The following is a 25,759-nucleotide window of genomic DNA, read 5'->3' as shown; positions in this document are numbered from 1 at the left end:
GGGCCTGCGCTGTGACGCGAGAGACCCCGGCGAACTCAGAAGACGGGGATGCCGAGCTTGCGACGGACCCGCAGGTCGATGATGTTGAGCCGGAAGATCCCGCGCAGAACTGGTGCCACCAGAGGGTCGACGCGGCGGAAGCCGGCAAGCGCCCGCTGATAGCGGCGTTCGTCGCGTTCGGTCCACCGCCACCGCATCATCGTGCGGAACTCCGGTGGCAACCCGGCCTTGATCGCGTAGGCGAGCGACGGCCCGATCGTGGCGTGCAGCAGCGTGCCGAGTTTTCCGACCCGGTACTCCAGGAAGGACAGGTCGGCGAGGCTGCGGAGCTCGTCGCGCACCGGGTCGTCGATGCGCAGCGAGGACAGTTCGGCGTTCCAGTAGACGAGCAGATCGTCGTAGGTCGCCGGCCACTTGTCCCGGGGAACGTTGAGTGCGGTGCCCAACGGGTGCGCCTCGGTGAGCACCATCTGCTTCTCCTCGGCGCTCAGCGGACCGTAGAGCAGTTCGTATTGGTCGATGAAGTACTTGAGCAGACACACCGCGACCCACAGCTGCAGACGCGAGTCGTTCCCGCTGTAGCGAACGGGACTCGACTGGGTGGAGTACACCTCGTCGTGGATGCGGCCGACGGCCTCGTGGATGTATGCCTTGTCGTCGTCGGAGCCCATCAGCGCGACCGCGAGGAACGTGCCGGTGGTGCGCCCCCGTTTGATGGGCCGCTTGATCGCATTGCCCGACGGCACGCGGCTCTCGTGGACGCCGTACCCGACCTTCGGGTTGGCGAGCTGCATGATCACGTTGGTGCCGGCGAGCGAAGGCCCGATGGCGGTGACCAGATCGGCCGGGCGCTTGACCCGAGGGCGCTTGCGTGCGGGCTTCATCCGGGCGACGAGGTCGTGCTGGTAGGTGTCGGCGACGGGGCCGAGATCTTCGCGAGCGGGGAGTTTCGGTGCCGCGGTCATACCCGAGGCTACCAAGGATGAGACGTGTTTCACAGGACGTCTCTACCCGCTGGACTCAGGCGTCGAGCAGCTCGACGCTGGTGAGGCGGTGCAGCGAGAACCGTTGCTCGTCATCGCTGCCCTCCTCGACGGCCACGAGCTGGCCGGCGCCGAGGATCTTCGGGGTCACTACATGCCGGCTCGCCGATCCCTGCGCGTCGACGTACCCGACGCGCAGCCTGCGGTTGGCGCGGAGCGCGAGCTGGATGAGCGCAGTGGCGGATTCGCCTCCGCCGGTCGCCCGCACCGGGGTCGTCGTGACGGCGCCGCGCACCGGGGTCGCGGCCGCCGCCCGGTCGGTCGAGCGGATGCGGGTCACCACCGACCGCAGCTGTGCCTCCGATGGCGCGTTCCTGCGTGGCTGGGCCTGCCGACGTGCCCGCGACACCGTGACCCGGCTGCCGCGTTCGCGGAGGTCGACCAGGGCTCCGGACGAATCCTCGCCCGCCGGAGCGAATCCCGCCGCCCGTAGCTGATCGATGACGTCGCGGACCTCCGACGGCGACACCGCGACCGTGGGGGCCAGCGCCCGCAGCGCGAGCGGTTCGGCCGCCGCACTGCGCAGCACAGCCGCCAGCACGGTCGGGTCCTCGCAGCGGATGAACGCCGACGCGACGCCCACGCGTAGCTGGCCGTGGCGTCGTGCGACGTCGTCGATGAGATACGTGAGTGACTGTGGCACCGGGGTTCTCGAGTGTTTCGTGAACATCGAGAGCAGTTCGTTGCTGCTGCGGCCCGCGTCGAGCGCCCGGCGCACGCTCTCGGGTGAGACCCGATAGACCGACGCCGCACCACCCGACTCCAGATCGGCGACGAGCTCCACCTGTTCGGCGAGTTCGGGCGTCATCGGGCCGGGGACGGTCAGCGTCAGATCGGCCTGCGTCAGGAAGTGGTCCACCGGCTCGGGGAGGGCCTTGCGCATCGCGGCGAGCACCGCCGCGTCGACGTCGGCGGGGTCGGAGTCCGGTGACTCCTCGATGGTGTACGCACGACCGACGGTGGTCAGGGCGTCGTGTGCGACCAGTCCCAATTCCCGTGCCTCACGCAGGGTTTCGGCGACGACGCGGCGGCTGAAGCGCCGGATCTGACGGGGGCGGTGCCAGTGCAGGTTCGCGAGGAGGGTGTCGGCGGGGACTCCCACCGCGGGGTCGGCGTGGGCGAGGGTGGACAGGATGAGCTGACGCTGCACCGGGGCGTAGGCGTCGTGGAGGTCGGACCCGAGCGCCGGCAGCGCATTGCCGTCCCGATCGGGTTCGCCGACCTGCCAGGCGCGGCGCGGCATGTGCATCCAGGCGTCGGCCAGCGCGAGCCACTGGCGCTCGCGCGGTTGGTGCAACCACGTGTCGGCGGTGGAGGTGGGCGCGAAGGACTGTTCGCCGGAATCGTTGGGCGGCGGGGGATCCGGGAAACCCGCGTCGATGAGCCGGAGATAGGCCGCGAGTTCGACGAGGAACGCCACCCGCTGTGTCTCGAGACCGGTCAGCTTCGCCAGACGACGCAGCTCGCGGACGCCGAGCGCGCCGGAACGGAGCACCGCCGCCGGCGTCGCGCCGAGGACCGCGATCAGCTGGGTGAGGTGACGGATGAGTTCGAGCGCCTCGCCGCCGGCAGCGGCGTCGACCGCCTTGGCCCCGAAACGTGGCTTCGCGCCGGGTTCGTGGAGGGGAGGGGGAGTGAGAACGTCTGTGTGCCAAGGTGGTTCGTCGCGGAGCACAGCGCCGACCATCGGCGGGAGCTCGACGGTCTGACTGTCGACGCGGGCCAGCAAGCCAGACGAGATGAGCCGCGCCACCGGGGAGTCCGGGTCGGCGTCGGGTGCCGCATCGCGACTGCGGCCCAGGGCCGGACCGCGTGCGAGGGTCTGCAGCAGACCGAGGGGCCGCTCGTCGAGATCGGCGATCATCGCCGCGATCTCCTCGCCCGACCGTCCGACGAGCGGACCACTGAGGTGCTTGGCCTTCCACGGCATCGCCGATTCGACGTGTTCACCGGCGCCGAGGGAGGAGTCCTCACCCCAGAGGATCGCGCGGCGTCGGAGGAGATCGATGCGGGTGCGGACGGCGGCCGCATCGGCGCGGCCGGACAGGGCTTTGACGATCGCAGTGACCGACGGTCGCCGCGTCTTCTTCGGGCTGCGGCTGTGGCGGGCGGCGACCTCTTCGAGAACCGCGACGGCCAGGACGTCGAGATCCTCGCCGGCGAGGGCCAACGACGCCGCCGACAGCGCCCGTTGCGCCAGTACCCGCGTCCCCGACGGAGTCGGTGAGGCGAGGTCGGGGCGCTCGAGGAGGAGCTCGGTCAGCGCGTCGTCGGAACGCGCGGCCAACTCATCGGCCAGGCCGGTGTGCTGGTCATCCGAACTCATTCGGCCCAGCTTACCGGGGGCTCAGGCAGCGGGGATCGGGGCTCAGACGTCGCCGCGGCGGAGCATGCGACCGCGGGCGGTCTCGAAGTCGACCTTCTGCCCACGAACCCAGGTCCCCTTGACCACACCGGCCAGTGCTCGTCCGTCGTACGGGCTCACCGGGTTCTTGTGGTGGAGGCGGTTGACGTCGACGATCTGCGCGGATTCCGGCTCGAAGATCGCGAAGTCGGCGTCGCAGCCGAGAGCGATGCGGCCCTTCGTCGGCAGACCGGCGAGGTCGGCGGGTTTCGACGCCATCCACTCGATCACCTGCGGCAGGTCAATGCCGCGCTTCTTGGCCTCCGACCAGATCAGCGACAGCCCCAGCTGCAACGACGCCACCCCACCCCACGCGACCCCGAAGTCGCCGTTCTCGGGATCCTTGAGGTCGACGGTCGACGGCGAGTGGTCGGAGACGATGCAGTCGATGGTGCCGGCCAGCAGGCCCTCCCACAGCAGTTCACGGTTGCCGGCCTCGCGGATGGGCGGGCAGCACTTGAAGGCCGTCGCACCGTTGGGTACCTCTTCGGCCAGCAGGGTGAGGTAGTGCGGGCAGGTCTCGACGGTGATCTTCACGCCGTCGCGCTTCGCGCTGGCCAGCATCGGCAGGGCGTCCGACGACGACAGGTGGAGGACGTGGGCGCGGACGCCGGTCCAGCGCGCCCGCTCGATGACCTCGGCGATCGCCAGGTTCTCGGCGCCGCGCGGACGGGACGCGAGGAATCGGGTGTACTCGTCACCCTCGGGCGACGGGGCCTTGTCGATGGCGCGGGAGTCCTCGGCGTGGACGATCATCAGCGAGTCGAACTCGGCGAGCTTGGCCATGTCGGCTTCCATCTCGTCGGCCGTCAGGTGAGGGAACTCGTCCACCCCCGAATGCAGCAGGAAGCACTTGAAGCCGAACACGCCGGCGTCGTGCAGGCCGCGCAGGTCGTCCTCGTTGCCCGGGATGGCGCCGCCCCAGAATCCGACGTCGATGTGCGTCTTGCCTTGTGCCGCAGCACGTTTCTCGGCCAGCGCGTCGACGTTCACGGTCGGCGGGATCGAGTTGAGCGGCATGTCGATGAGCGTGGTGACACCACCCGCGGCCGCCGCCTGGGTGGCCGAGTCGAAGCCCTCCCACTCGGTGCGCCCGGGCTCGTTGACGTGTACGTGGGTGTCCACGAGTCCGGGGATCATGACCTGGTCGTCGGCGAGCTCGATGACCTCGGCCCCGGTCAGCCCGCTGCCGAGGGGCTCGATCGCGACGATCCGACCGTCGCGGACACCGATCTCGCGTGCCACGATGCCGGCCGTGGTGAGAGTCTGTTCACCCCGCACGACCAGGTCGAACGGTGCGTCGGAAGTAGCGGCCGGGGCATCGGGTGCTGCGGTCATGGGGCGGGACTCCTTGCTGGTGCCGTGTCCGGTGTCGTTCCAGAGACTAACCCAGGTTATTCCTCATCATGGAATGAAGCCGTGTCATTTCGGAACTCAACTCGCGAGTAGGCCGGTGTCGTGCTATTGACAACGGCCTCGATCGTCAGGCTAACTGTCACGAACGCGGAAACTTGATTCCACATCACGGAACTCCGCGAGTGTAGGAGCGCGGTCCTCGACCGTCCGACCGAAAGTGCAGACATGAGCACTGAGCAGCACACAGCCCCCGTCGATGGACCGGTTTCCGAGGTCACCGGCACCGTCCCGGCCGGGCTGAGTCCGAAGCTGTACAACGACGACCTGGCACCGACCAGCCGCGTCGGACGACGCTGGAACACCTACAACATCTTCACGTTGTGGGCCAACGACGTACACAGTCTCGGCAACTACGCCTTCGCCATCGGTCTGTTCGCGCTCGGGCTCGGCGGGTGGCAGATCCTGACCGCCCTGGTGCTGGGTGGGGTGTTCCTCTTCCTGCTGCTGAATCTCTCCGGCTTCATGGGGGAGAAGACCGGAGTGCCGTTCCCGGTCATGAGCCGCATCTCGTTCGGGTTCCGCGGCGCGCAGATCCCCGCCCTCATCCGCGGTGGGGTGGCGATCGCGTGGTTCGGCATCCAGACCTACCTCGCGTCGGTCGTCCTGCGAATCATGTTGGTGGCGCTGTTCCCCGGCGCCGCCGACCTGGACACCAACCGTTTCCTCGGGCTCTCCACCCTGGGCTGGATCTCGTTCGTCTCGCTGTGGGTGATCCAGGTGATCATCGTCAGTTACGGCATGGAGATGATCCGTCGCTACGAGGCCTTCGCCGGTCCGGTCATCCTGGTCACCATGGTCGCACTGGCCGTCTGGATGCTGAGCAACGCCGACTGGACCATCGCGTGGTCGACGCCCGATTCGCTGACCGGCGTGGACATGTGGCTCCAGATCATCGGCGGCGCGAGCCTGTGGGTGGCGATCTACGGCACCTTCGTCCTCAACTTCTGCGACTTCACCCGCAACGCCGAATCGCGAAAGGCGATCGTGCGCGGCAACTTCTGGGGCATCCCGCTGAACATGCTGCTCTTCGGCGCCATCGTGATCACCCTCGCCGGCGCCCAGTTCCGGATCAACGGCACCGTCATCGAGTCGCCGTCGGACATCGTTCAGACCGTTCCCAACACCTTCCTGCTGGTGCTGGCCTGCCTCGCGCTGCTCATCCTCACCGTCGCGGTGAACCTCATGGCCAACTTCGTCGCGCCGATCTACGCGCTGTCCAACCTGTTCCCGCGCCACCTCGACTTCCGGCGCGCGGCGCTCGTCGCCGCGATCATCGGCCTGGTCATCCTGCCGTGGAACCTCTACAACTCGCCGGCGGTGATCAACTACTTCCTCGGCGGACTCGGTGCCCTCCTCGGCCCGCTGTTCGGTATCGTCATGGCCGATTACTGGCTCGTCCGCCGTTCGCGAATCGACGTGCCCGCGTTGTTCACCGAGGCGCCGGGTGCCGCCTACCACTACCGGAACGGGGTCAACATGCGGGCGATCGCCGCGCTCGTCCCGACCGCGGCCATCGCCCTGGTGATGGCCTTCGTCCCGGCCTTCAAGGTGATCTCGGAGTTCTCCTGGTTCATCGGCGCCGGTCTCGGTGCGATCGTGTACCTGGCGGTCGCCGACCGTCGCGGTCCGTTCGCCGAGGTGTCGGGCGAGTCGATCTCCGTCGCCAGCACTCACTGACCCACAAAGGACATCACCGTGCGCATCCTGGTCGCCAACGTCAACACCACCGTGTCGATGACCGAGGCCATCGCCGACTCGGCCCGCTCGGTCGCCTCCCGGGGGACCGAGATCGTGGGTATCACACCGCGATTCGGCGCCGACTCGTGTGAGGGGAACTTCGAGTCCTACCTCGCCGCGATCGCCGTGATGGACGCGATACTCGCCTACCCCGAGCCGTATGACGCGGTCATCCAGGCCGGTTACGGCGAACACGGCCGAGAGGGACTCCAGGAGCTCCTCGAGGTGCCGGTCGTCGACATCACCGAGGCCGCGGCGTCGACGGCGATGTATCTGGGACACCGCTTCTCGGTGGTGACGACCCTGGACCGGACGGTCCCGCTCATCGAGGACCGGCTCAAGCTGGCCGGCCTCGACCAGCGGTGTGCGTCGGTGCGGGCGTCGGGACTCGGTGTGCTGGAACTCGAGTCGGACCCGGAGCGGGCGGTGAAGGCGATCGTGGAACAGTCCACGCGTGCGGTCACCGACGACCACGCCGAGGTGATCTGCCTCGGGTGCGGCGGCATGGCCGAACTCGAGGAGCAGGTTCGTGAGGCGACCGGAGTGCCGATCGTCGACGGTGTGCGGGCGGCGGTCACGATCGCCGAAGGTCTTGTCCGAATGGGTCTCTCGACGTCGAAGGTCCGGACCTACGCCCCGCCGCGGGAGAAGAAGATCACCGGCTGGCCGTTCAACCGCTAGGCCTCCTTCACCGACTGCGGCCACCGGGGAGCCCGTCCGGTGAGGCCGGCGAGGCGGTCGACGAGGGGTGCGTCCTCGGGCACCTCGACGACCGGCCCGAACATGCCGTCGCGTTCTTCCTGCGGTTGGGGTGGGTAGTGGAGGTCGAAGACGACCTGGAGGATGTCGTCGGAGATGTCGAACGGGATGCCCATGGCACGTGCGATGTCCCAGCCGTGCAGCACGAGCTCCGACAGCGCCACGAGTCCCATGATCTCGGCCGGCAGTTCGACACCGCCCGCCTGGGTCATGCCGTCCCAGGCGGCGGGGTCATCCCAGGATTTGGCGAGGTCGTGTACGTGGCGACGCAGGTCGTCACGCCACTGCGTCGAGAGCTGACTCTGCGCTGGGTCCGGCGGCGTCGAGGTCAGCGTTCCGAAGTCCTTCCGCGCCGCGGCCGCGAAGGCCTGGGACAGGCCGTCGACGTGGGCGACCAGCGCGGCGAGGTCCATGTCGCCGCACGGGGTCGGACGGTCCAGGTCGGCGTCGGCGACTGTGGCGGTCAGAGCGAGCATGTGATCGGCGGCCGCCGATATCGATCGTGCCTGCGTGGTGTCGGTGGGCATGGGACTCCCTCTCGTCGTGTGTGCACTCAACAGGGCTGACCCGCTCGACGCCGGTTTCTCATCGGCCGCACCGATGCCCCCGTACGGTGGTCACGTGACCTCTCCGATCCGCGAGTACACGACCATCAGTCATCCGAAGCCGAATACCCGTGTCTGGCACGAGATCCAGGGCGACGGGCAACCGCTCGTGCTGCTCCACGGCGCCTTCTCGGGTGCGTCGTCGTGGGGCGGGCAGGTGCCGGCCCTTGTCGACGCGGGGTGGAAGGTCTTCTGTCCGGAACGTCACGGTCACGGACACAGCCCGGACGTGACCGACGAGTTCCACTACGCGGACATGGCCGAGGAGACGATCGCCTACCTCGACGAGGTAATCGGTGGTCCCGCCGAGATCGTCGGGTGGAGCGATGGCGCGGTGGTGGGTGTGCTGGTCGCGCTGCGTCGGCCCGACCTGGTCCGGCATCTGGTCCTGATCGGCCAGTACTACAACAGTTCGGGCCGGGCGGTCGGCGGCATCCTCGACGCGCTCGATTCCGCCGACGACGAGCTGATGGAGTTCTTCGCTGCCGACTACGCGTCCGAATCCCCGGACGGTGCAAGGCATTTCCAGGTCATCTTCGACAAGACGATGGCGATGATCAACTCCGAACCCGAGATCGACCTCGGTGATCTGGCCGCGATCACAGCACCGACGCTGGTCATGCAGGGGGACCGCGACGAGGTGACGCTCGAGCACAGCCGCGACGTCGTTGCCGCCATTCCGGGTGCCCGCCTGGCCGTGATCCCCGGGACGCACCTCATCCCCATCGAGGCGCCGCAGGCGGTGAACGCGGTCCTCGTCCAGTTTCTCGGCGCGGAGTGAGCCGGAGCCGTCAGTCCGGGACCATCGCCGAGAACGCGTCGGCCAGGGTGGGATAGAGGTCGAGCGTGTCGTCCAGGCCCGTCAGCCGCAGGGGCCGAGTGATGGCGGGATGCCCGCCGACGACGCCGAACCGGCCGCCGGCCGGGGTGACGGCCGCGTGCGCGGCGAGGAGCGCGGCGATGCCGGACGACGCGAGGAAGTCGGTGGCGGTGAGGTCGACGATCAGCCCCCGGGGTCGCTCGCTCACTGCTTCCAGCACGGCCGCACCCAACTGCGGGACGGTGAGCAGGTCGATGCTGCCGTGCACAGTCAGGATTATGAGTTGATCGCGCTGCGTCGAGATCACTGCCAGCGCGCGACCTGCCCGGGACGCGTCCTGGTCATCGTCGACGACCACCGGTTCGAAGCTGTCTGCCCTCATGTAGCCCTGCCTCCCTGTTCGCTCGAAGTCGCCCGTCCGTGAGATGGCAGCGCCTCGAGGTCCGCCTGGTGGCGTCGGCAGTTGGCTTCACCGGTGCCTTGGTGTGTCCTCGATATGACGTTCGGCGCCGTCGAAGACGCGGATGGCTGCGTGCCCCTCCCCGAGCACCGCGACATACCCGGCGACAGCTACTGCGCTGATGAGGAGCAGGTACCAGCCGGCAGCGTGATCGAAGGCCAGCAGGTAGAGCGCGGTCAGTGTCGCGGCGCAGATCGCCGCGGGCGGCAGTGCCGGAAGCCATCGTCTGTCTCGCAGGACGAGTATCGCCGCCTGACACTGCACGGCGATCTGCATCAGGGCCAGGAGCGCCCCGGCGCCGGCCATCCCGAGCAACCCCGGCAGTGTTCCGGTGTCGGAGAGGGCCGCAGTCGCGACGGTCGCGAGAATCGCGACCGAGCCGAGGGTTGCTCCGACCGTCGGGGAGGTGAAGCGCGCGAAGTCCTGGTCTACAGAGTTCTCGGGGTTGTCGACGGAAAGGTACATGACTTCTGTCTAACGCCTGATGCACGTCGGCGGTAGTATGCACAATATTGTCCATATGGACGAGAATGTCCACGGCGATGGCAGGGATGTGCGATGGAGAACCAGGATGATCCCGTGTTGCGCGACCCGGTTCGACGCGCCTACGAGGTGTGCCCGGTCGAGGTGAGCGTCGCCGTGCTCGGCGGTTCCTGGAAGATGACCATCGTCAAGAACCTTCTCGAGGGGCCGATGCGATACGGCGCCCTCGGGCGGGCAGTCGGTCCGGTCACGCCACGAGTGCTCACCCGCCAGCTACGTGAACTCGAATGTGACGGCATCGTGCAGCGCACGGCCTATCCCGAAGTCCCACCGAGAGTTGAGTACTCGCTCACCGAACAGGGACGGGCGTTGCGCCCCTTCGTCACCGCCCTCAACGAGTGGGGTAAGACCTACGCGACCGAGGTGATCGAACCCAAGGTCGCGCAGCGGGAGAGTGCGGCGAGCTGAGTCGAGGTCGCCGCCAGCCGGCGCAGTGTTCCGCGGAACACTCATGACCTCTGATCGAGGGGCGGGAGGAATTGTCGGTGCCTGGCGATACCTTGTTCCGGTACTTCTCGTTCGGTTCTGGGGGTTGCGATGGGGGTCAGTGCTTTTCGTTCCGGTGGAGATGCGTCGTCGATGTTCGACGATGCGGATCCGGTCTCATTGACGGATGAGGTGCTCGAGGCGCGGGTGCTGGGATATGCGGCTCAGATCACGGCGCTGACAGCGGAATTCCTTGAACTGGTGGCAGAACTGGATGAGCGGGAGTCGTGGCGGGGGCCGGGGATTCATTCGCTGGCGCACTGGTTGTCGTGGAAGGCCGGCATTGCACCGCGAACGGCGCATGAGCAGTTGAGGGTCGCCAAGGCGATACGAGAATTGCCGGCGATCCGCACGGCGTTTCGCGAGGGTCGGCTGACGTATTCGAAGGTCCGCGCCCTGACACGGGTGGCTACGCCGGAGCGGGAGGCGGAGTTGGTGAATCTGGCGTTGTCGTGCACGGCGAGTCAGTTGGATCGGGCGGTACGGGCGATGGGCCAGGTCGACCGCAACTGTGGCGTCGAAGAGGAAAGCCGGCCACCGGTGGAGTCGACGGGCCGGTGGAAGTGGAACGATGACGGGTCGTTGTCGGTGTCGTTGACATTGAGTCCATTGGATGGGGCGCGGTTCCTGGCGGGGTCGGTGCGGGCGGAGTATGAACGCACCCGGACCTGTGATGATCCGGATCTACCGTCGGCTGAGAGTGTTCCGCGGAACACTGACGCCGGTTCGGCACCTGAGGATTCGGAGGTGGTTCCGTCTCGGCGTCGGGATCTGTGGCGGCAGGTGCCGTCGAGTGTTGCGCCGGCGGTGGTGGCGATGGCCGACATGGTGCATGACGGGGTCGCGATGCCTGATCTCGCACCGGGTGCGGAGATCCTGATCCATGCCGGTGACGGGGTGGAGCATGCTCATCTGGATGACGGTCCGGCGTTGTCGGAGGTCGAGGTGGCCGAAGCTCGGTGCGGGGCGTCGACTCGGGATGTGGTGAGTCGCCGGGTTCCCGGGCAGCCCGGCAAGCTGGCGTTGTTGGGGGTGGGGCGTCGGAAGCGGGTGCCGAACAAAGCCCTGATCAGGGCGTTGTTCGTGCGGGATCGGTGTTGTCAGGTGCCGGGGTGTGGTCGGACGCGTCATCTGCATGCCCATCATGTGCAGTTGTGGTCGGCGGGTGGGCGGACGGATCCGGACAATCTGATCTTGTTGTGTGGGTCGTGTCATCGGGCGTTGCATCGGGGCGAGTTTGCGATCACCGCGCATGGGTTGCAGCGGTTCACGTTTCATCGCCCGGACGGCACTGAGATCGAGGTGGCGCCACCGACTTCGAGGCCGGGCGGGTGGCGACCCGATCAACGGATCGGGGTAGATGCGACGGTGCCGATCGGTGGGGGTCGGATGGATTTGGGTTACACCACCGAGGTGCTCTACGCGGTGTGGGAATGGAAGCAGCGCAACGAGACTCGCTCAGCACCAGTCGTCCGAGAGGCGGCGTAGCTATTCGTCGCGCAGCTCATCGATGTCGGTCCGCGTGATCTCGGTGAGCCGGTCGAGGATTCGGGTGTAGGACGGGGACTGGCGGTGGACGAGGGAGGTGTGGGTCTCGCCGTCGAACATGTGCAGCTCGGCCGAGCCGCCGGCGGCGTCAAGGGCGGTCGCGTAGCGGCGGGAGTTGGTCGGGTCGACATCGTCGTCGGCCAGTCCGTGGAACAAGGTGACCGGTAGCGCCGGATCGAGATTGCGGATGGGGTCGACCGAGTCATAGCGCGCGGGGACCTGTCGTGGTGTGCCACCCAGGACATGGGTGATCACCCGGTTGTTGCCGTGGCCGACGGCGTGGCGCATGTCGAGCGGGCCGGAGATGGACACCGCCCGGGATGGAACGAAGGCCGGACGCGAACCACTTCGTCATCGGTGAGGCGATGGCGCGTGCCGCCCCACACGGCCAATTGCGCACCGGCGCTGTGACCGACCACCAGCTCGTCGTCGATTCGCAACTGCGGGTAGGTCTCGGCCATCGCGGGCACATGGTCGAGTGCTCGGGCCACGTCGTGGAAGGTCGTGGGCCACCCTCCGCCGGTGCCCAGACGTCGGTACTCCACGTTGTAGACGGCCAACCCCCGGTCGGCGAGGTCTCTGGCCATCTCGTCGAATTGCTCTGCACCGGCCCGGCTTTCCCAACCGCCACCGTGGATGATCGTCACCAGCGGCAGCGAGTCGTCGTCGCGGGCGCCCGCAGGCAGGTACAGATCGGCCCAGTTCTCGGCGGGGTCGGCATCGTCGGAATCGAGATACTCGACGCGGACGACGTCGAAGGATTCGGTCCCCGCGGGGACCGGGGGAGCCGTCGCGGGTCCGTGCGCAGCCGATGGCGTACCGAAAGACGGTGACGGCGTTGACGACTGCTGGTCCGGCGGCGTCGAGCAACCACCGGCCACGAGCGCGATCACGCCCACGGCCACCGTGACGATCCGACGTCTCATCGCCTCACCGCAAACCGGAGGGCACGATCTTGCCGTTGACCGTGACGGTCACCTCGCCCGTCTCGGTGTTCTCGGAGATCTCGCCGTGCTCGAAGGTGACCACCTCGAGGTCACCGTCGACCGTCACGTCGCTCGTGGGCACACCGAGCGGCCCGGCCGAGCCGTTGGTGCCGAGGAGCAACGGGGTGCCGTCCGGGGCGCGCTCGGTGTTCCAGGCGTCCCGGATCTTGCCGGAGGTGACGATGTACCCAGGCGTTGCGGGGTCGCTGTTCCTCGCGATGATCACGCCACCGCGGAACTGTTGGTAGACAACGCCACTCTCTCGTGTCCCCGCGTTGTGATCCCCGGTCAACGGCTTGCCCAGGGCGGCCCGCTGTGCCTCGGTCGCCGACGCGTACTTCGTTGCGATCGGGCCGGTGAGAGTCACCTCGACATCGTCCTCGCCCATGACCGTGGTCTCGGTGGGCTTCGCATTCTCCACGACAGGAACGGGGCCCGTCGTGTCGCCGGCCGCTGAGGTCGTCGTCGAACCCCCGGTCGTCGAGGCTCCGGAGGGCGACTCGTCGGCGTCTGACGTGCCGCAACCGGCGGCGATCAGTGTGATCGCGAACAGTCCGGCGACCAACTCGGAGCGGCGGGATGCCACCAGTTTCATGTGATCCTCTCGACCCTCGACTCGTCGGCCTAGGTGTATCACGGACCGCGACCCGTCGCCGTGCGGCTGCGGTTCACCCGTGCCGACGGCGGTACTCGCCCGCGGCACCCGGATGCAGGGGGATGGGTCCGGTGAGGATCAATGACTGCGCGTCGAGGAACTGGCTGCCGATCGCCTGGGCGGGCACGAGGTGAGCAGCCTGGTCGAGCAGGACGTCGGCGATGGCCGCGGCGGTCGCATCCGGCACATCCCGACGGGCGAGCAGGAGATTCGCGACCCCGACGGTGGTGACCGCCGGGTGCCGGCCGTAGATGTCGGCGGGGATGCGTACGGGCTCGTACGCGGGCCCGAATCGCTGCCTCAAGCCCGCGACCACGTCACCGAGGTCGAGCAGGACGATCGGCACGCGCGGGTCGGTGAACGCCGGGGTCGGCAGACCGCCCGCCCACATGACGGCGTCGACCTCTCCCGCGGCAAGGGCGGCGCCGGCGTCGGCCATCGTCTGCTGGACCGGGCGGATGTCACGGCCAGTATCGAGGCCGGCCGCGGCGAGTACCCGCTCGGAGAGCCCGGCGGCGCCGGACCCCGGTGCTCCGACACTCACCGACCGCCCGCGCAGGTCGGCGACCGTCGCGATCCCGGACCCGGTGCGGACCGCCACCTGAAAGTAGTTCTCGTACACGCATCCGAGCGCCGTCAGCTGTGGGCCCGCGCGCTCGATGGCCGTGTCGCTGAGACTGATGGCGAGTTCCGCGGAACCGTTCGCCAGGGCGTCGAGGTTCTCGGCCGAGCCGCCGGACTGCCGCGGGCGGATCTCCAGCGCGCCGGACCGGTCGGCCGCCGCGGCGAGGAGACCGGCGAACTCCCAGAAGAAGCCACCGGGCTCGCCCGCCGCGAGGCGGACCGGTGCGCCGCGTTCGGTTTCGCACGCGGTCAGGAGAAGCAGCGCGCCCAGGCCGGTGGCCCCGCGGAGCATAGTCCGCCGGTCCACCGGCCCGCGCGCGAACGACATGATGACACCTTAGGCCCGCCGGGCAACGGCCTCTGCGTCGAGGAAGGCCCGCCCCTGCTCGCGATCGAGTGGGGTCTCCGCCTTGTTGCGCAAGACGAAAATGTAGACCATCAGCGACACCGCGATCACGACGGTGACGTAGGCGATGAACCACGGGACATGACCGCCGTTCTTGGCGGCCTGGTAGATCAGCGGCGCGGTGCCGCCGAAAGCCGAGTTCGCGAGCGCGTAGCCCAGACCCACTCCCAGCGCGCGGACGTGGGAGGGGAAGAGCTCCGCCTTCACGATCGCGTTGATGGAGGTGTAGCCGGTGAGGATGATGTAGCCGACTGCGAGCAGGGTCAACGACGTTGCCACCGAGGTGGTCTGGGGCAGGTAGGTGATCAGGACGTAGGTGTACAGGACACCGCCGACGCCGAAGAAGATGAGGACGGGTTTGCGTCCGACCTTGTCGCTGATCATCCCGCCGATCGGCTGCAACACCATCAGGAAGATCAAACCGATGAGGTTGATCCAGGTCCCGGTGCGACCGTGGTCCTCGTAGGCGGTCTTGACGATGGCCGGTGCGTTGACGCTGTAGGTGTAGAAGGCGATGGTGCCGCCGATGGTGACCAGGAAGCAGACCAGCAGAGGGCGCCAGTAGTTCAGGACGAGTTCGCGAATCGAGCCGGACTCGGAGTCGGCCCCGCTGCGGACGGCCTCCAACTGCTCCGGGGTGAGCGACTCGTCCATGCTGCGGCGAAGCCAGAAGACGACCACCGCGGCCACACCGCCGATGAGAAACGCGATACGCCAACCGAAGTCGGAGATCTGGTCCTTGTCGAGGAAGCCCTGCATCACCAGCAGGGTGAGCTGCGCCAGTACGTGTCCGCCGATGAGCGTGACGTACTGGAACGACGAGAAGAAGCCGCGACGCTCCCGGGTGGCCGCCTCGGACATGTAGGTGGCCGACGCGCCGTACTCACCGCCGGTCGCGAACCCCTGTACCAGTCGACAGAGCACCAGGACGACCGCCGCCCACACGCCGATCGACTCGCGACCCGGTGTCAACGCGATGACCAATGAGCACGCCGCCATCAGCGACACGCTGAAGGTCAGCGCCGCCCGGCGGCCCCGACGGTCCGCGTACCGACCGAAGAACCAGGAGCCGACCGGCCGCATCAGGAAGGTGACGGCGAAGATGGCATACACGTAGACGGTCGAGTTCTTGTCGGCCGAGTCGAAGAACTGGCTCTCGAAGTACGTCGCGAAGACGGTGTAGACGTAGACGTCGTACCACTCGACGAGGTTGCCGGACGACCCGCGCAGGGTGTTGAGCACGGCACGACGCGTCGCCGCGGCCGACGACGTCGGCGGTGCGCTCCGGGCGTTCGCGGGCTGCCGGGTGGGCGAGTCGGTCATCAGGGTCCTCCAGGTCGTCGAACGTGCACCCGACCCGGTCCGGCGTCGGTGCCCCTAACACTGTGAACGCAGTCACAGGCGGAACGGAAGCCGATCGCCGTTTCCTAACAGTCCCTTAGGACAGGTCGTCCACGGCCTCGTGGAATGGGACGTCGGAGGCCGGGATCCAGAGGTCCACCCGCAGTCCCGCGGGGCGTCCGGCGGTCACCTCCAGTTCGCCGCCGGCTCCTTCGACAAGGGCCGCGGCGATGGCCAATCCGAGTCCGGAGCCCGGCCCGCTGCCGGACGACGCGCGGAAGAACCGCTCCGTGATGTGTGGCAAGTCGTCGGCCGTCACGCCCTGTCCGGTGTCGGCGACCCAGACCCGGATACGCGCTCCCTCGGATCGACAGCCCAGCTCTACGTGGGCACCTTCCCCGGCGTGGTTGACCGCGTTGCTCATCAGGACGTCCATCGCCCGGATGAGGTCGTCCTCGTCGAGCGCGGCGATCACCGACCCGGGCCGGGGCGGCGAAGTGATCGACGCCGACATCCCCGCGTCGGCGAGCGCGTCCGCCCAGAAATCGTGGCGCTCGACCAGCACGGCGGCGACGTCGCAGACCCCTGTGGTGGAACCGGCGGGCCGCGACTCGGCGGTGGCGAGGACGAGGAGGTCGTCGACGATGCGGTCGAGCCGGTCGATCTCCACGACGGTCTTCCGATGCGATTCCAGCGAGCGGCCGGTCAATCCGAGGCCGAGGGTGTCGAGGCGAAAGCGGACCGCCGCCAACGGATTACGAAGTGCGTGCGCGGTGTCGGCGACCAGGCGGCGCTGGGCGGCGGTGGCGTTCTCGACGTCGTCCGCCATCGCGTCGAAGATCCGGGCCAGCTCGCGGACCTCCGGTGGGCCGGTGTGGCGTTGACCGGGCGATCCGCCCGGGGTCGTGTCGTTCGCCGACGGGCCGCTGTCGATGATCGAGGCGCGCAGCGAGCGCACCCGTGCCGACAACGCCGTGAGTGGGCGAACTGTCCACCGCGACAACGCAACCGCGATCATCGACCCGATCACGAGCATCGCGAGGGCCCCGGCGGCGATCACGGCCCACGTTCTGACGACATCGCGTTTCGCCGCCGTCGTCGACGCCTCGATGACGACCGCGCCGTCGACCTGGGTGCCCGTGCCGATCGGCATGGCCACGAGTACCGAGTCGGGCGACCAGGGCGTAAGCCCCGACGCGATCCGCGTGCGTTGATTGCGCAGCGCCTCGGAGACAGCCTCGGCGACCGCGGGTGACCGGGCTGCGAGGCCGGCCGAAGCGCGCGTCGTGCCGGCTCGATCGACCACCACGACACCTTCGTCGTAGAGGTCGCGGTAGCGCTCGGCGGCCCGCTGGAGTTCCGTACCCCGCATCTCCGGATCCCGATCCGCGAGGTCGGCGAAATAGACCGCGGATGCGGTCCGGCTCTCGGTGAACCGTTGCAGCCGTTCACGACTCGCCGTCGTCGCGAGGGGTACCGCCAGGCCCAGGACCACGATCGCCGAATAGACGACGAGCACGAGCAACACGCGCCGCCACATCGCTCAGGAACCCCAGCGGTAGCCGTACCCGCGGATCGTCTCGATCACGCCGGGCCTGCCGAGCTTCGCCCGGAGCGCGGTCATGTGGACGTCGAGGCTGCGCGAGATGGCGACGTAGGCGTCGCCCCAGATCGCGTCCATCAACTGTTCGCGGCTCACGGCTTCGCCCCGGCGGGTGACGAGGTGCGCGAGGAGTTCGAACTCCTTGGGAGTGAGGGCGACGTCGGTGCCGGCCACGGTCACCAGTCGCGCGTCGAGATCGACGACGATGTCGCCGGTGGCGATCTGTCGCGCCGCGGGTGGAGGTGCGTCGGCGGTGCGCCGACGGGCGGCCACCTCCAGGCGGGCCATCAGCTCGCCGAGGCGCGCCGGTTTCACCACATAGTCGTCGGCGCCCCCGCGCAGCGCACGCACCACCGACCTCTCGTCCTGCCGCGCGGTGAGCACCACGACCGGCATCTCACTCACCGCCCGCAGCCTGCGCAGCACGGTCAGCCCGTCCTCGTCGGGCAGCCCCAGGTCGAGAAGCGCGAGGTCGAAGTCACGGTGACCCAGGAGGAGATCGGCGCCGCGGCGCATGCGACGGGGCTCGTGCCCGACCTCGTTCAGGGCGTCGACGAGTGCGTCACCGACCCCGTCGTCGTCTTCCACCACCGCGATACGCATCGTCTCTCACGGTACGACAGGAACCGGAGGCGACCTCTCAGAGCACGATCTGCCGATTCACGTCCTTGTATAGGAGGTACCGGAAGTTCGACGGCCCGCCGGCGTAGCAGGCCTGCGGGCAGAAGGCGCGCAGGGACATGTAGTCGCCCTCCTGGACCTCCACCCAGTCCTCGTTGAGCCGGTAGACGGCCTTGCCCTCCAGGACGTACAGGCCGTGCTCCATCACGTGGGTCTCGGCGAAGGGGATCGATGCGCCGGGCTCGAAGGTCACGATGTTGACGTGCATGTCGTAGGCGAGGTCCTGGGGATCGAGCATTCTCGTTGTGCGCCACGCGCCGTCGGTGTCGGGCATCGGGGAGGGCTCGATGTCGCGCTCGTTGCCGAACTTCGGGGCCGGCTCGTGGCCCGTGATGGGCTCGTAGCGCTTACGGATCCAGTGGAAGGAGACGGGGACATCGCCGCGGTTGTGTGCCGACCACGGTGTGCCCGCGGGCAGGTAGCCGAAGCCGCCGTCGGTCAGGACGTGTTCCTCGCCCGCGATGGTCACGGTCAGCGATCCGGCGGTGACGAAGACGAAACCCTCGACCTCCGACTGCGGTTCGGGCGCAGCCGATCCGCCGCCCGGGGCGACCTCGACGATGGTCTGGGCGAAGGTCTGCGCGCCACCGGGCACCGGGCGGTTGAGCACCCAGGCGCGGGTGTCGGTCCACTCCGGGAACACCGAGGTCACGATGTCACGCAGCACGCCGCGCGGGATCACCGTGTACGCCTCGGTGACGACCGCGCGGTCGCTGAGGAGATCGGTCTGCGGCGGGAGCCCACCGGCGGGGGTGTAGTACGGCGTCGCGTTCATCGGGTTGTCCTCTGTGAGTGGGGGAGTGCGAAGTCGCGCACCTTCTCGATGGGCAGATCGGTCGCGGTCTCGACCTCGTCGACGGTCAGCGCGCCGCACACCTCGCCGCGTCGGATGAAGCCGGCGAGTGCGCGGGCCGTCGCCGGTTCGTCGAGCACCGACGACTCGAGCTTGTGCGCGTAGTTGCGCAGACGCACTGCGGCGGAATCGAATCCGTCACGGTAGAAGGCGTATGTGGCCAGGAAGCGGGTGACGAGCTGCGCGGGGTGGAGGTCCCACCCCTGATAGAAGCCGCGCTCGAGGTGGCGCCGGACCAGTCGCGCGTGCAACGCCCAGCCGGCTTCGACGGCCTCGGCGTCTCCGACGGGGAGGATGTTCGTCGAACCGTCCGACAACCGCACACCGGTGCCGGCCGCGGCGAGTTGCATCACGGCCTTCGCGTGGTCGGCGACGGGATGTTCCATCGACTGATACGCCGCGGCGATGCCGAGGGATGCCGAATAGTCGTAGGTTCCGTAGTGCAGTGCGGTCACCCGGCCCTCGCCGGCCTGGATCATCGCCGCCACGGCCGCGGTGCCGTCGGCGCTCATCACCGACTGCGGGGTCTCCACCTGGATCTCGAAACCGATGCGACCCTGCGGAAGTCCGTGAACCCGCTCGAGTTCGCGGGCGACGGCGACCATCGCGACGACCTGGTCGGTCGAGGTGACCTTGGGCAGCGTGAGCGTCAGACCCGCCGGGAGGTCCCCGGTGTCCGCCAGGCCGGCGACGAACAGATCGAGGGTGCGCAGGCCGCGGGCGCGGACGTCGGCCTCGAAACACTTGAAGCGGATGCCGAGGAACGGCGGTGAGGCGTCGCCGGCCGCCCGGATCGCGGCGACGGCGGCGCTGACGTGCGCGTCCTCCTCGTCATCGGCGCGGACACCGTAACCGTCCTCGAAGTCGATGCGCAGATCCTCGATGGGCTCGGTGCGCAGCTTGTTCTCGACGAGATCCGCGAGCGCGGTGGCCGCCGAGTCGGTCCGGGCGACGGTCGAGCGGGCGATCGCGGCGAGGCCGCCGTGGTCGGCGGCTGCCTCCAGGGCGGAATGGCCCCACTCCCGGGCGAGCTCGGCGGTGTACCGGTCGGCGGGAACGTAGACCGTGTGGACCGGCTGCCGGCTCCCGTCGTCGCCCGGATACCGATCGGATAGCACCGCGTCCGACGGTGCGAGGGCGGCCTCGATCTCAGCGAGGAAGGTCGCGCCGAGGCGACCGGGTTGCACGCTCATGGCGCCCCTTCGTGTCGGATCAATGGAAATCAAATTCCGCAGAGCGGAGTTTACTCCAGAACTGTCGGATGCGACCACCCGTGTGCGCAGACGGACCCTGATTGTGGTTTCACATCATGGAACGTAGCGTGATGCCGGACTGTGGAGGTGGCGATGGCGGGGAACTCCGGCGGTGTGCAATCCGTCGAGCGCGCATTCGAACTGCTCGAGCTCATCGGGCGCGCCGGCGGCGAGTGCTCACTGAGCCATCTGTCGGCGGAATCCCCGCTTCCGCCCCCGACCATCCACCGGCTGCTGCGAACACTCGTGGGAATCGGGTATGTCCGGCAGCTCCCGAACCGGTCGTACGCCCTGGGCCCCCGGCTCATCCGACTCGGCGAGGTGGCCAACCGGCAGCTCGGCGCGGTCGCCGCACCCGTCCTCGCCTCCCTGGTCGGCGAACTCAGCGAGACCGCAAGTCTCGCCGTCCTCGACGGCGACATGGTCATCTACGTGGCGCAGGTTCCGTCCCCGCACAGCATGCGCACCAACAACGAGGTCGGCCGTCGGGTCACGATGCACAACACCGCGGTCGGCAAGGCCGTGCTCGCCGAACTCGACGATGCGCGCATCCTCAAACACGTCACGCAGGCCGGGCTCACCCCCGCCACCCAATGGAGCGTCACGTCGCTGTCGGGTGTGTTCGCGGCCGTCGAGCAGGTACGGGCGAGCGGGGTCGCCACCGACGAACAGGAACACGAGGTCGGCGTCTGCGGGATGGCGGTCGCCGTCCCCGGTGCGCCCACGCCCATGGCGGTCGGGATCTCCGGGCCGGTCGCCCGATTCGACGACGGGCTCCGGGCCCGCGCGGTCGGGGCGCTCCGCACGGCCGCGGAGACCGTGTCCGAGGCGCTGATCGGGTCGCGCGAGTCCTAGGGGCGGGGCGGCTAGATGGTCAGTTTCGTGGGCGTCGTGCGGTTGGCGCCGTCGCCGCTGGAACCATCGCCGACCTGACCGTCGTTGTTGAATCCCCAGCAGTACACCGACGCGGCCGCCATCGCGCACGACGTCCCGTTGCCGGTCGAGATCGAGGTGACGTCGGTCAGCGTCGAGACCTCGCGGGGGATCTTCACCGACCCGCCGGACGAGCCGAGCTGGCTGCGGTCGTCGTCTCCCCAGCAGAAGGCCCGGTTGTCGGAGACCGCGCAGGTGGTGCCCCAGTCGGTGGAGATGGCCGAGACGCCGCTCAGATTGCCGACCTGAACGGGGGCCTGGCGGGTCTCGGTGGTGCCGTCGCCGATCTGGCCGTAGGCGTTGGAACCCCAGCACCACGCGTCGCCACCGGCGACCGCACAGGTCGTCTGGAAGTACGTGCTGGTGTTCGTGTTCGGATCGTCGTCGTCGGATGCCTCGTGGTAGCCGCCGACGGTGATGTCGGTGACGTCGGTCAGCGCGCCGACCTTCACCGGCGCCGAGCGCGCCGTCGTGCTGCCGTCACCGATCTGCCCATTGTCGTTGGCGCCCCAGCAGAACGCCGAGCCGTCCGACACCGCGCAGGTGGTGCCGTAGGCGGTGGTGATGTCGGTGACGACGCCGAGCCCGGGGACCTTCGTCGGTGCCGAGACCGGGTCGGTGCCGCCGCCGGTGCCGAGCTGGCCGTATTCGTTGTTGCCCCAGCAGTAGGCGTCGGTGCCGGCGACCGCGCAGGTGGTGCCCCAGCCGGTGGAGATCGCCTTGACGTCGGAGATGGCGCCGACCTTGGTCGCGGAGTCCACCGTCGAACCGCTGGAACCGTTGCCGACTTCGCCGTAATGGTTGTTGCCCCAACAGAATGCGTCGCCGGCGGCGATGGCGCAGGCCGTCGAGACGTAGGCGTTCTCGCCGGTGAGGTAGCCGCCGGTGGTGACCGCGGTCGCGTTGGCGACCCCGGTCACCGCCACCGGTCGGGTGTGCGGCGTCGTGGAACCGTCGCCGAGCTGACCGGAGTCGTTGTCGCCCCAGCAGTGCACGCTGCCGTTGACCACGGCGCAGCTGCTGCCGAAGTTCGTGCTCACCACCGGCTGCGCGACGGTCGCCTTCTCCGGGTCGGCGACGGTGCTGCCCAGGACGGCGAGTCCCACGACGGCGGCGACCACCAGCAGCAGCACGGCGCCGAGTACGCCGGCGACGATGAGGCCGGTCCGCTTCTTCTTTTTCGGCGGGACCGGCGGCATACCCGGGTAGCCGACCTGGGGATGCCCGGGCTGCGCGTGCGGGCCCGAGAGGTGAGGGGCCGAGGAGTACATCGGCTGGGGTCCCGACGGCTTGTTCATCAGCGGCTGCGGGCCCGACGGCCCGGTCATGGTCGGCTGCGGCGGCGGGGTGTACTGGCCATGGGGTGGGCCGAACTGCTGCTGGGGTCCCGAGGGGTGACCCGTGAACGGGCCGCCGGTGCCACCGCCGACGAGGGTGGGCGGCGGAACCGAACCCGCGATCATCGTGTTGCCCTGTGCGGCAGGGGATTCGAGCGCCGACTTCAAGGCGGCTGCGAAACTGCGGCAGTCGGGGTAGCGGGATGCGGGATTCTTCGACAGGGCGCGCTGGAACACCGGGTCGAGGTGCGCGAGGTCGCCGCGCAGCTGGCCGATGTGGGGAACCGGGCGCTGGATGTGGCCCAGCATCACCGACGGTTCGGACTGTCCGACGAAGGGCGGCTGCCCCGCGAGCATCGCGTAGGCCGTGCAGGCCAGCGAGTACTGGTCCGACCGGGCCGTGGCGTCGGCGCCCTCGAGTGTCTCCGGGGCCGAGAAGGCGACCGTCCCGATGAACGAATGGGTGCCGGTCAGGTTGGCCGAGCCGGCGAGCTTGGCGATGCCGAAGTCGAGCACGAGGGCGCGTTCGACGGCGTTCGTCGCCGGATCGCGCGTGACTAGGATGTTGGCGGGCTTGATGTCCCGGTGCACCACGTGGTGGCGGTGCGCGTAGTCGAGGGCGTCGGCCACCTGTCCGACGACCGTCGACACCTCCGCCGGCGTCAGACGTTCCTCGGTGAGGTCCTTGCCCTCGACGTAACTCATCGAGAACCAGGGCGAGCCGTCCTCGATGCCGTACTGGTGGATGGTGATGATGCTGCGATGGTCGAGCTTCGCGGTGGTGCGGGCCTCGTTGGTGAAGCGCTGGTTGAACCCGGGCTGGGCACTGACCGCCGTGGAGATGACCTTCAGGGCCTCCCGCCGCTCGAGTTGCAGGTTCTCGACGAGGTACACCTCGCCCATACCGCCCGCGCCGAGCTGGGAGACCACGCGATAACCGGCGATGTGGGTGCCGGGACTCAACGGCACGGCGTCACCTCTTTCTGGCTTGGCGGGAGAGCGGCTGCCAAATGGCTGCTCTCGCAGACGTATGCAGGGACGATACCGAACCGGGAAAGGTCCGGGGCACCCTTCAACCGGATGACGGAGCCGACGCTAGAACGTGACCTGAGTGGGGGTCAGACGGTCGTCGGTGCCCCCGATGCCGAGCTGTCCGGTGGCGTTGAAACCCCAGCACCACAGGTATGACGACGCGAGCGCGCACGTGGTTCGTTCGCCGGTGGACACCGCGCCGACATCGGACAATCCGTTCACCCGGGTGGGCGCCGGCCGGTCGGTCAGGGTGCCGTCGCCGACCGAGCCCCAGGCATTGGCGCCCCAGCAGTACGCGACCCCGGCCGCGAGTGCGCAGGTGGTGTTCGACGTGCCGGTGCTGATGGCCTCGACTCCGTCCAGGCCGGACACCGGCGTCGCCGTGCGTCGGCCGTAGGTGGTGCCGTCGCCGAGTTGGCCGAACGCGTTGTCGCCCCAGCAATATGCACTCGCCCCGGCGATCGCGCAGGCGGTCGCGGCGCCCGCCGAGACCGACGTCGCGCCGTCCAGGTCGGCGACCCGGGTCGGGCGGGCGCGGTTCGTGGTCGTGCCGTCGCCGACCTGTCCGTTGTCGTTGAGCCCCCAGCAGTAGGCGTCACCGGTCGCGACGGCACACGTGAAGTTCACGCCGACGCTGATGGCGGTCACGTCGTCGAGCCCGGCGACCCGGACCGGCCGGTACTGATTCGCGGTCGAACCGTCGCCGAGCTGGTCGAAGTCGTTGGTGCCCCAGCAGTACGCCGAGCCCGCCGAGATCGCGCACGTGGCCCAGTTGGCGGTCGAGATGGCGGTGACATCGGCGAGACCGGCGACCCGGGTCGGCGTCAGCCGCGCGTCGGTCGTGCCGTCGCCGATCTGCCCGTAGTCGTTGTTCCCCCAGCAGTACGCGAGTCCCTCGGCGATCGCACAGCTGTTGGGTCCACCGGTGCTGATCGCGGTGACGCCGCTGAGATCGGCGACCGGCGTGGGAGTCTGGCGGGTGTCGGTCGTGCCGTCGCCGAGTTGGCCGGCCGCGTTGTCGCCCCAGCAATAGGCGGTTCCGTCCCGGATCGAGCACGTGGCACCGAGCCCGGCGCTGAGCTGGGCGCCGGCATCGGCCGCCGCGATCGGCGACGACGGGGCGTCGGACGCGTCCCCGCCATCGCCGCCGCCGAGGGTGAGGACCCCGATCGCGACGACGACGGCCAGCACCGCGACCACGGCGACCGCGGCGAGGGCGAGCGGCCACCGTCGCCGGTGGGAGGGCGTCGGGGGCGCGGGGGATGGGGAGACCCACGGTTGGGTCGGTTTGGCCGGCGGCGGCGGGGTGATGACCTGGGTCGCAGCCACGGGCGCGGGTGGCCGGTTGTCGGAGTGGGTTCGCCCCAGCGCGGCGCGCAGATCCGCGGCGAACGCACCGCAGGTGGGGTAGCGGTCGAGGGGGCCGCGCGCGAGCGCACGGTCGAAGACGGGATCGAGGGCGGCGAGCTCGGGGCGGTGGGTGCTGATCGGCGCCGGGCGTGTCGTGAGCTTGGCGACGATGTGACGGGTCTGCGTGTCGGCATCGAACGGGGTTGCGCCGGAGAGCAATTCGTAGGCGGTACAGGCCAGCGCGTACTGATCCGATGCGGGGCCCGCGGGTTTGCCGTCGAGGATCTCCGGCGCGGCGTAGACGAGGGTGCCCACGAACGACGACGGCGCCGTCAAGGTGGTCGCGGTGGTGAGCTTCGCGATCCCGAAGTCGAGCACGACGACGCGGTCGAGGGCGTTGTCCATCGCGCGGCGCGTGACCATGATGTTGCCCGGTTTGATGTCGCGGTGGATCACGCCGTGCTCGTGTGCGTAGTCGAGGGCGTCGGCGACCCGGGAGACGACGGCCACCACCTCGTCGGGGCGGAGCGAGGCGCGTCGGAGGTCACGGCCGTCGAGGTAGGCCATCGTGAACCAGGGGTCGCCGTCGGCGACGCCGTAGTGGTAGATCGTGACGATCGACGGATGGTCGAGGGCTGCCGCGGTCTGTGCCTCGCGACTGAACCGGCGCGCGAACTCCTCGTCGACGGTCTCGGCTATCGAGATCACCTTGAGGGCCTCGCGCCGACGAAGCTGCGGATTCTCGACCAGGTAGACGGTGCCCATTCCGCCGCTCCCCAGCCGCGTGATCACCCGGTAGCCGGCGACCTGGACCGGTTGGGCGACCATGGGCGCCTCCTGGGGCGTGACCTGTGTTGCGACGACCTTAGCCCCGGCACGGGACT

23 protein-coding genes are annotated in these 25,759 nt (G+C 68.9%); 6 read left to right on the top strand and 17 right to left on the bottom strand.

What is annotated here, in order from left to right; translation table 11 throughout:
• Positions 1-35: 35 nt before the first annotated feature.
• The 3 genes from ACFUEJ_RS04310 to allB are packed head-to-tail and all read right to left on the bottom strand — an operon-like array spanning position 36 to position 4,785.
• Positions 36-965: an oxygenase MpaB family protein gene (locus tag ACFUEJ_RS04310; RefSeq protein ID WP_388027747.1), complete on the bottom strand. Its 930-nt coding sequence runs from the start codon at positions 963-965 to the stop codon at positions 36-38.
• A 55-nt stretch (positions 966-1,020) separates the two neighbouring features.
• Entirely contained in the window at positions 1,021-3,369 is a 2,349-nt protein-coding gene (locus ACFUEJ_RS04305) for a helicase-associated domain-containing protein (RefSeq protein WP_388027745.1), read from the bottom strand.
• A gap of 42 nt (positions 3,370-3,411) precedes the next feature.
• Positions 3,412-4,785 (bottom strand): allantoinase AllB, encoded by a 1,374-nt coding sequence (gene allB, locus ACFUEJ_RS04300; protein ID WP_388027743.1) that lies wholly within the window; start codon positions 4,783-4,785, stop codon positions 3,412-3,414.
• A 243-nt stretch (positions 4,786-5,028) separates the two neighbouring features.
• On the opposite strand from allB, the gene ACFUEJ_RS04295 reads away from it, so the two are divergent.
• Positions 5,029-6,540 (top strand): NCS1 family nucleobase:cation symporter-1, encoded by a 1,512-nt coding sequence (locus ACFUEJ_RS04295; RefSeq protein WP_388027741.1) that lies wholly within the window; start codon positions 5,029-5,031, stop codon positions 6,538-6,540.
• Positions 6,541-6,558: 18 nt separating this feature from the next.
• Positions 6,559-7,281 carry an aspartate/glutamate racemase family protein gene (locus tag ACFUEJ_RS04290; protein ID WP_388027739.1) on the top strand — a complete coding sequence of 241 codons (723 nt, stop codon included), beginning with the start codon at positions 6,559-6,561 and terminating at the stop codon, positions 7,279-7,281.
• Here ACFUEJ_RS04290 and ACFUEJ_RS04285 read toward each other — a convergent pair.
• On the bottom strand, positions 7,278-7,886 hold the full coding sequence (locus ACFUEJ_RS04285; RefSeq protein ID WP_388027736.1) for a TIGR03086 family metal-binding protein: 609 nt from the start codon (positions 7,884-7,886) through the stop codon (positions 7,278-7,280). The two genes, ACFUEJ_RS04290 and ACFUEJ_RS04285, sit on opposite strands and share 4 nt — an antisense overlap.
• Positions 7,887-7,980: 94 nt before the next feature.
• On the opposite strand from ACFUEJ_RS04285, the gene ACFUEJ_RS04280 reads away from it, so the two are divergent.
• Complete coding sequence (locus tag ACFUEJ_RS04280; RefSeq protein ID WP_388027735.1) at positions 7,981-8,745, top strand: alpha/beta fold hydrolase; 765 nt, start codon at positions 7,981-7,983, stop codon at positions 8,743-8,745.
• Between the two features lie 10 nt (positions 8,746-8,755).
• On the opposite strand, the gene ACFUEJ_RS04275 is transcribed toward ACFUEJ_RS04280, so the two are convergent.
• Positions 8,756-9,166: an STAS domain-containing protein gene (locus ACFUEJ_RS04275; protein WP_137810531.1), complete on the bottom strand. Its 411-nt coding sequence runs from the start codon at positions 9,164-9,166 to the stop codon at positions 8,756-8,758.
• A gap of 87 nt (positions 9,167-9,253) precedes the next feature.
• The gene (locus ACFUEJ_RS04270) at positions 9,254-9,709 is read right to left on the bottom strand and encodes a hypothetical protein (RefSeq protein WP_240199402.1); all 456 of its coding nucleotides are present in this window, start codon (positions 9,707-9,709) and stop codon (positions 9,254-9,256) included.
• A gap of 93 nt (positions 9,710-9,802) precedes the next feature.
• On the opposite strand from ACFUEJ_RS04270, the gene ACFUEJ_RS04265 reads away from it, so the two are divergent.
• Positions 9,803-10,195: a helix-turn-helix domain-containing protein gene (locus tag ACFUEJ_RS04265; protein ID WP_137810530.1), complete on the top strand. Its 393-nt coding sequence runs from the start codon at positions 9,803-9,805 to the stop codon at positions 10,193-10,195.
• A gap of 171 nt (positions 10,196-10,366) precedes the next feature.
• Complete coding sequence (locus ACFUEJ_RS04260; RefSeq protein WP_388027730.1) at positions 10,367-11,761, top strand: HNH endonuclease; 1,395 nt, start codon at positions 10,367-10,369, stop codon at positions 11,759-11,761.
• On the opposite strand, the gene ACFUEJ_RS04255 is transcribed toward ACFUEJ_RS04260, so the two are convergent.
• The 9 genes from ACFUEJ_RS04255 to ACFUEJ_RS04215 all read right to left on the bottom strand — a co-directional run bounded on the left by ACFUEJ_RS04255 (position 11,762) and on the right by ACFUEJ_RS04215 (position 20,163).
• Complete coding sequence (locus ACFUEJ_RS04255; RefSeq protein ID WP_388027727.1) at positions 11,762-12,133, bottom strand: alpha/beta hydrolase family protein; 372 nt, start codon at positions 12,131-12,133, stop codon at positions 11,762-11,764. It lies immediately after the preceding gene.
• Positions 12,073-12,747: an alpha/beta hydrolase gene (locus ACFUEJ_RS04250; protein ID WP_277242586.1), complete on the bottom strand. Its 675-nt coding sequence runs from the start codon at positions 12,745-12,747 to the stop codon at positions 12,073-12,075. Before ACFUEJ_RS04250 ends, ACFUEJ_RS04255 begins: the two co-directional genes overlap by 61 nt.
• 4 nt (positions 12,748-12,751) lie before the next feature.
• The gene (locus ACFUEJ_RS04245; protein ID WP_065631959.1) at positions 12,752-13,402 is read right to left on the bottom strand and encodes an LGFP repeat-containing protein; all 651 of its coding nucleotides are present in this window, start codon (positions 13,400-13,402) and stop codon (positions 12,752-12,754) included.
• Positions 13,403-13,475: 73 nt separating this feature from the next.
• Positions 13,476-14,414, bottom strand: a complete 939-nt coding sequence (locus tag ACFUEJ_RS04240; RefSeq protein ID WP_068972647.1) for a TAXI family TRAP transporter solute-binding subunit — start codon at positions 14,412-14,414, stop codon at positions 13,476-13,478.
• Positions 14,415-14,423: 9 nt separating this feature from the next.
• Complete coding sequence (locus ACFUEJ_RS04235) at positions 14,424-15,815, bottom strand: MFS transporter (protein WP_137810527.1); 1,392 nt, start codon at positions 15,813-15,815, stop codon at positions 14,424-14,426.
• A gap of 115 nt (positions 15,816-15,930) precedes the next feature.
• Complete coding sequence (locus ACFUEJ_RS04230) at positions 15,931-17,373, bottom strand: HAMP domain-containing sensor histidine kinase (RefSeq protein WP_068972649.1); 1,443 nt, start codon at positions 17,371-17,373, stop codon at positions 15,931-15,933.
• 3 nt (positions 17,374-17,376) lie between these two features.
• Positions 17,377-18,039, bottom strand: a complete 663-nt coding sequence (locus tag ACFUEJ_RS04225; RefSeq protein WP_068972650.1) for a response regulator transcription factor — start codon at positions 18,037-18,039, stop codon at positions 17,377-17,379.
• Between the two features lie 37 nt (positions 18,040-18,076).
• On the bottom strand, positions 18,077-18,892 hold the full coding sequence (locus ACFUEJ_RS04220; protein ID WP_137810526.1) for a bifunctional allantoicase/(S)-ureidoglycine aminohydrolase: 816 nt from the start codon (positions 18,890-18,892) through the stop codon (positions 18,077-18,079).
• A complete protein-coding gene (locus ACFUEJ_RS04215) occupies positions 18,889-20,163 on the bottom strand; it encodes a DUF6986 family protein (RefSeq protein ID WP_137810525.1) in 1,275 nt (424 codons plus the stop codon). The genes ACFUEJ_RS04220 and ACFUEJ_RS04215 overlap by 4 nt, the downstream gene beginning before the upstream one ends.
• 153 nt (positions 20,164-20,316) lie before the next feature.
• Here ACFUEJ_RS04215 and ACFUEJ_RS04210 point away from each other — a divergent pair, with 153 nt between their 5' ends.
• Positions 20,317-21,078, top strand: coding sequence for an IclR family transcriptional regulator (locus tag ACFUEJ_RS04210; RefSeq protein WP_058251688.1), 762 nt, complete (start codon positions 20,317-20,319; stop codon positions 21,076-21,078).
• 11 nt (positions 21,079-21,089) lie between these two features.
• On the opposite strand, the gene ACFUEJ_RS04205 is transcribed toward ACFUEJ_RS04210, so the two are convergent.
• Complete coding sequence (locus ACFUEJ_RS04205; protein ID WP_165630421.1) at positions 21,090-23,462, bottom strand: protein kinase; 2,373 nt, start codon at positions 23,460-23,462, stop codon at positions 21,090-21,092.
• Positions 23,463-23,588: 126 nt separating this feature from the next.
• A complete protein-coding gene (locus ACFUEJ_RS04200; protein ID WP_388027719.1) occupies positions 23,589-25,703 on the bottom strand; it encodes a protein kinase in 2,115 nt (704 codons plus the stop codon).
• Positions 25,704-25,759: the final 56 nt, after the last annotated feature.

Source organism: Gordonia sp. NPDC057258 (assembly GCF_042668985.1).
GTDB classification, from domain to species: domain Bacteria; phylum Actinomycetota; class Actinomycetes; order Mycobacteriales; family Mycobacteriaceae; genus Gordonia; species Gordonia hongkongensis.
Note: the sequence above shows the minus strand (reverse complement) of the source record. Positions and strands in the feature narration are given on the sequence as shown.

Bases quoted from the DNA above. Each gene is read 5' to 3' on its own strand.
- ACFUEJ_RS04310 (WP_388027747.1), bottom strand. From the start codon at position 965: ATGACCGCGGCACCGAAACTCCCCGCTCGCGAAGATCTCGGCCCCGTC.
- ACFUEJ_RS04305 (WP_388027745.1), bottom strand. From the start codon at position 3,369: ATGAGTTCGGATGACCAGCACACCGGCCTGGCCGATGAGTTGGCCGCG.
- allB (WP_388027743.1), bottom strand. From the start codon at position 4,785: ATGACCGCAGCACCCGATGCCCCGGCCGCTACTTCCGACGCACCGTTC.
- ACFUEJ_RS04295 (WP_388027741.1), top strand. From the start codon at position 5,029: ATGAGCACTGAGCAGCACACAGCCCCCGTCGATGGACCGGTTTCCGAG.
- ACFUEJ_RS04285 (WP_388027736.1), bottom strand. From the start codon at position 7,886: ATGCCCACCGACACCACGCAGGCACGATCGATATCGGCGGCCGCCGAT.
- ACFUEJ_RS04275 (WP_137810531.1), bottom strand. From the start codon at position 9,166: ATGAGGGCAGACAGCTTCGAACCGGTGGTCGTCGACGATGACCAGGAC.
- ACFUEJ_RS04270 (WP_240199402.1), bottom strand. From the start codon at position 9,709: ATGTACCTTTCCGTCGACAACCCCGAGAACTCTGTAGACCAGGACTTC.
- ACFUEJ_RS04265 (WP_137810530.1), top strand. From the start codon at position 9,803: ATGGAGAACCAGGATGATCCCGTGTTGCGCGACCCGGTTCGACGCGCC.
- ACFUEJ_RS04260 (WP_388027730.1), top strand. From the start codon at position 10,367: ATGTTCGACGATGCGGATCCGGTCTCATTGACGGATGAGGTGCTCGAG.
- ACFUEJ_RS04250 (WP_277242586.1), bottom strand. From the start codon at position 12,747: ATGAGACGTCGGATCGTCACGGTGGCCGTGGGCGTGATCGCGCTCGTG.
- ACFUEJ_RS04245 (WP_065631959.1), bottom strand. From the start codon at position 13,402: ATGAAACTGGTGGCATCCCGCCGCTCCGAGTTGGTCGCCGGACTGTTC.
- ACFUEJ_RS04240 (WP_068972647.1), bottom strand. From the start codon at position 14,414: ATGTCGTTCGCGCGCGGGCCGGTGGACCGGCGGACTATGCTCCGCGGG.
- ACFUEJ_RS04235 (WP_137810527.1), bottom strand. From the start codon at position 15,815: ATGACCGACTCGCCCACCCGGCAGCCCGCGAACGCCCGGAGCGCACCG.
- ACFUEJ_RS04230 (WP_068972649.1), bottom strand. From the start codon at position 17,373: ATGTGGCGGCGCGTGTTGCTCGTGCTCGTCGTCTATTCGGCGATCGTG.
- ACFUEJ_RS04225 (WP_068972650.1), bottom strand. From the start codon at position 18,039: ATGCGTATCGCGGTGGTGGAAGACGACGACGGGGTCGGTGACGCACTC.
- ACFUEJ_RS04220 (WP_137810526.1), bottom strand. From the start codon at position 18,892: ATGAACGCGACGCCGTACTACACCCCCGCCGGTGGGCTCCCGCCGCAG.
- ACFUEJ_RS04215 (WP_137810525.1), bottom strand. From the start codon at position 20,163: ATGAGCGTGCAACCCGGTCGCCTCGGCGCGACCTTCCTCGCTGAGATC.
- ACFUEJ_RS04210 (WP_058251688.1), top strand. From the start codon at position 20,317: ATGGCGGGGAACTCCGGCGGTGTGCAATCCGTCGAGCGCGCATTCGAA.
- ACFUEJ_RS04200 (WP_388027719.1), bottom strand. From the start codon at position 25,703: ATGGTCGCCCAACCGGTCCAGGTCGCCGGCTACCGGGTGATCACGCGG.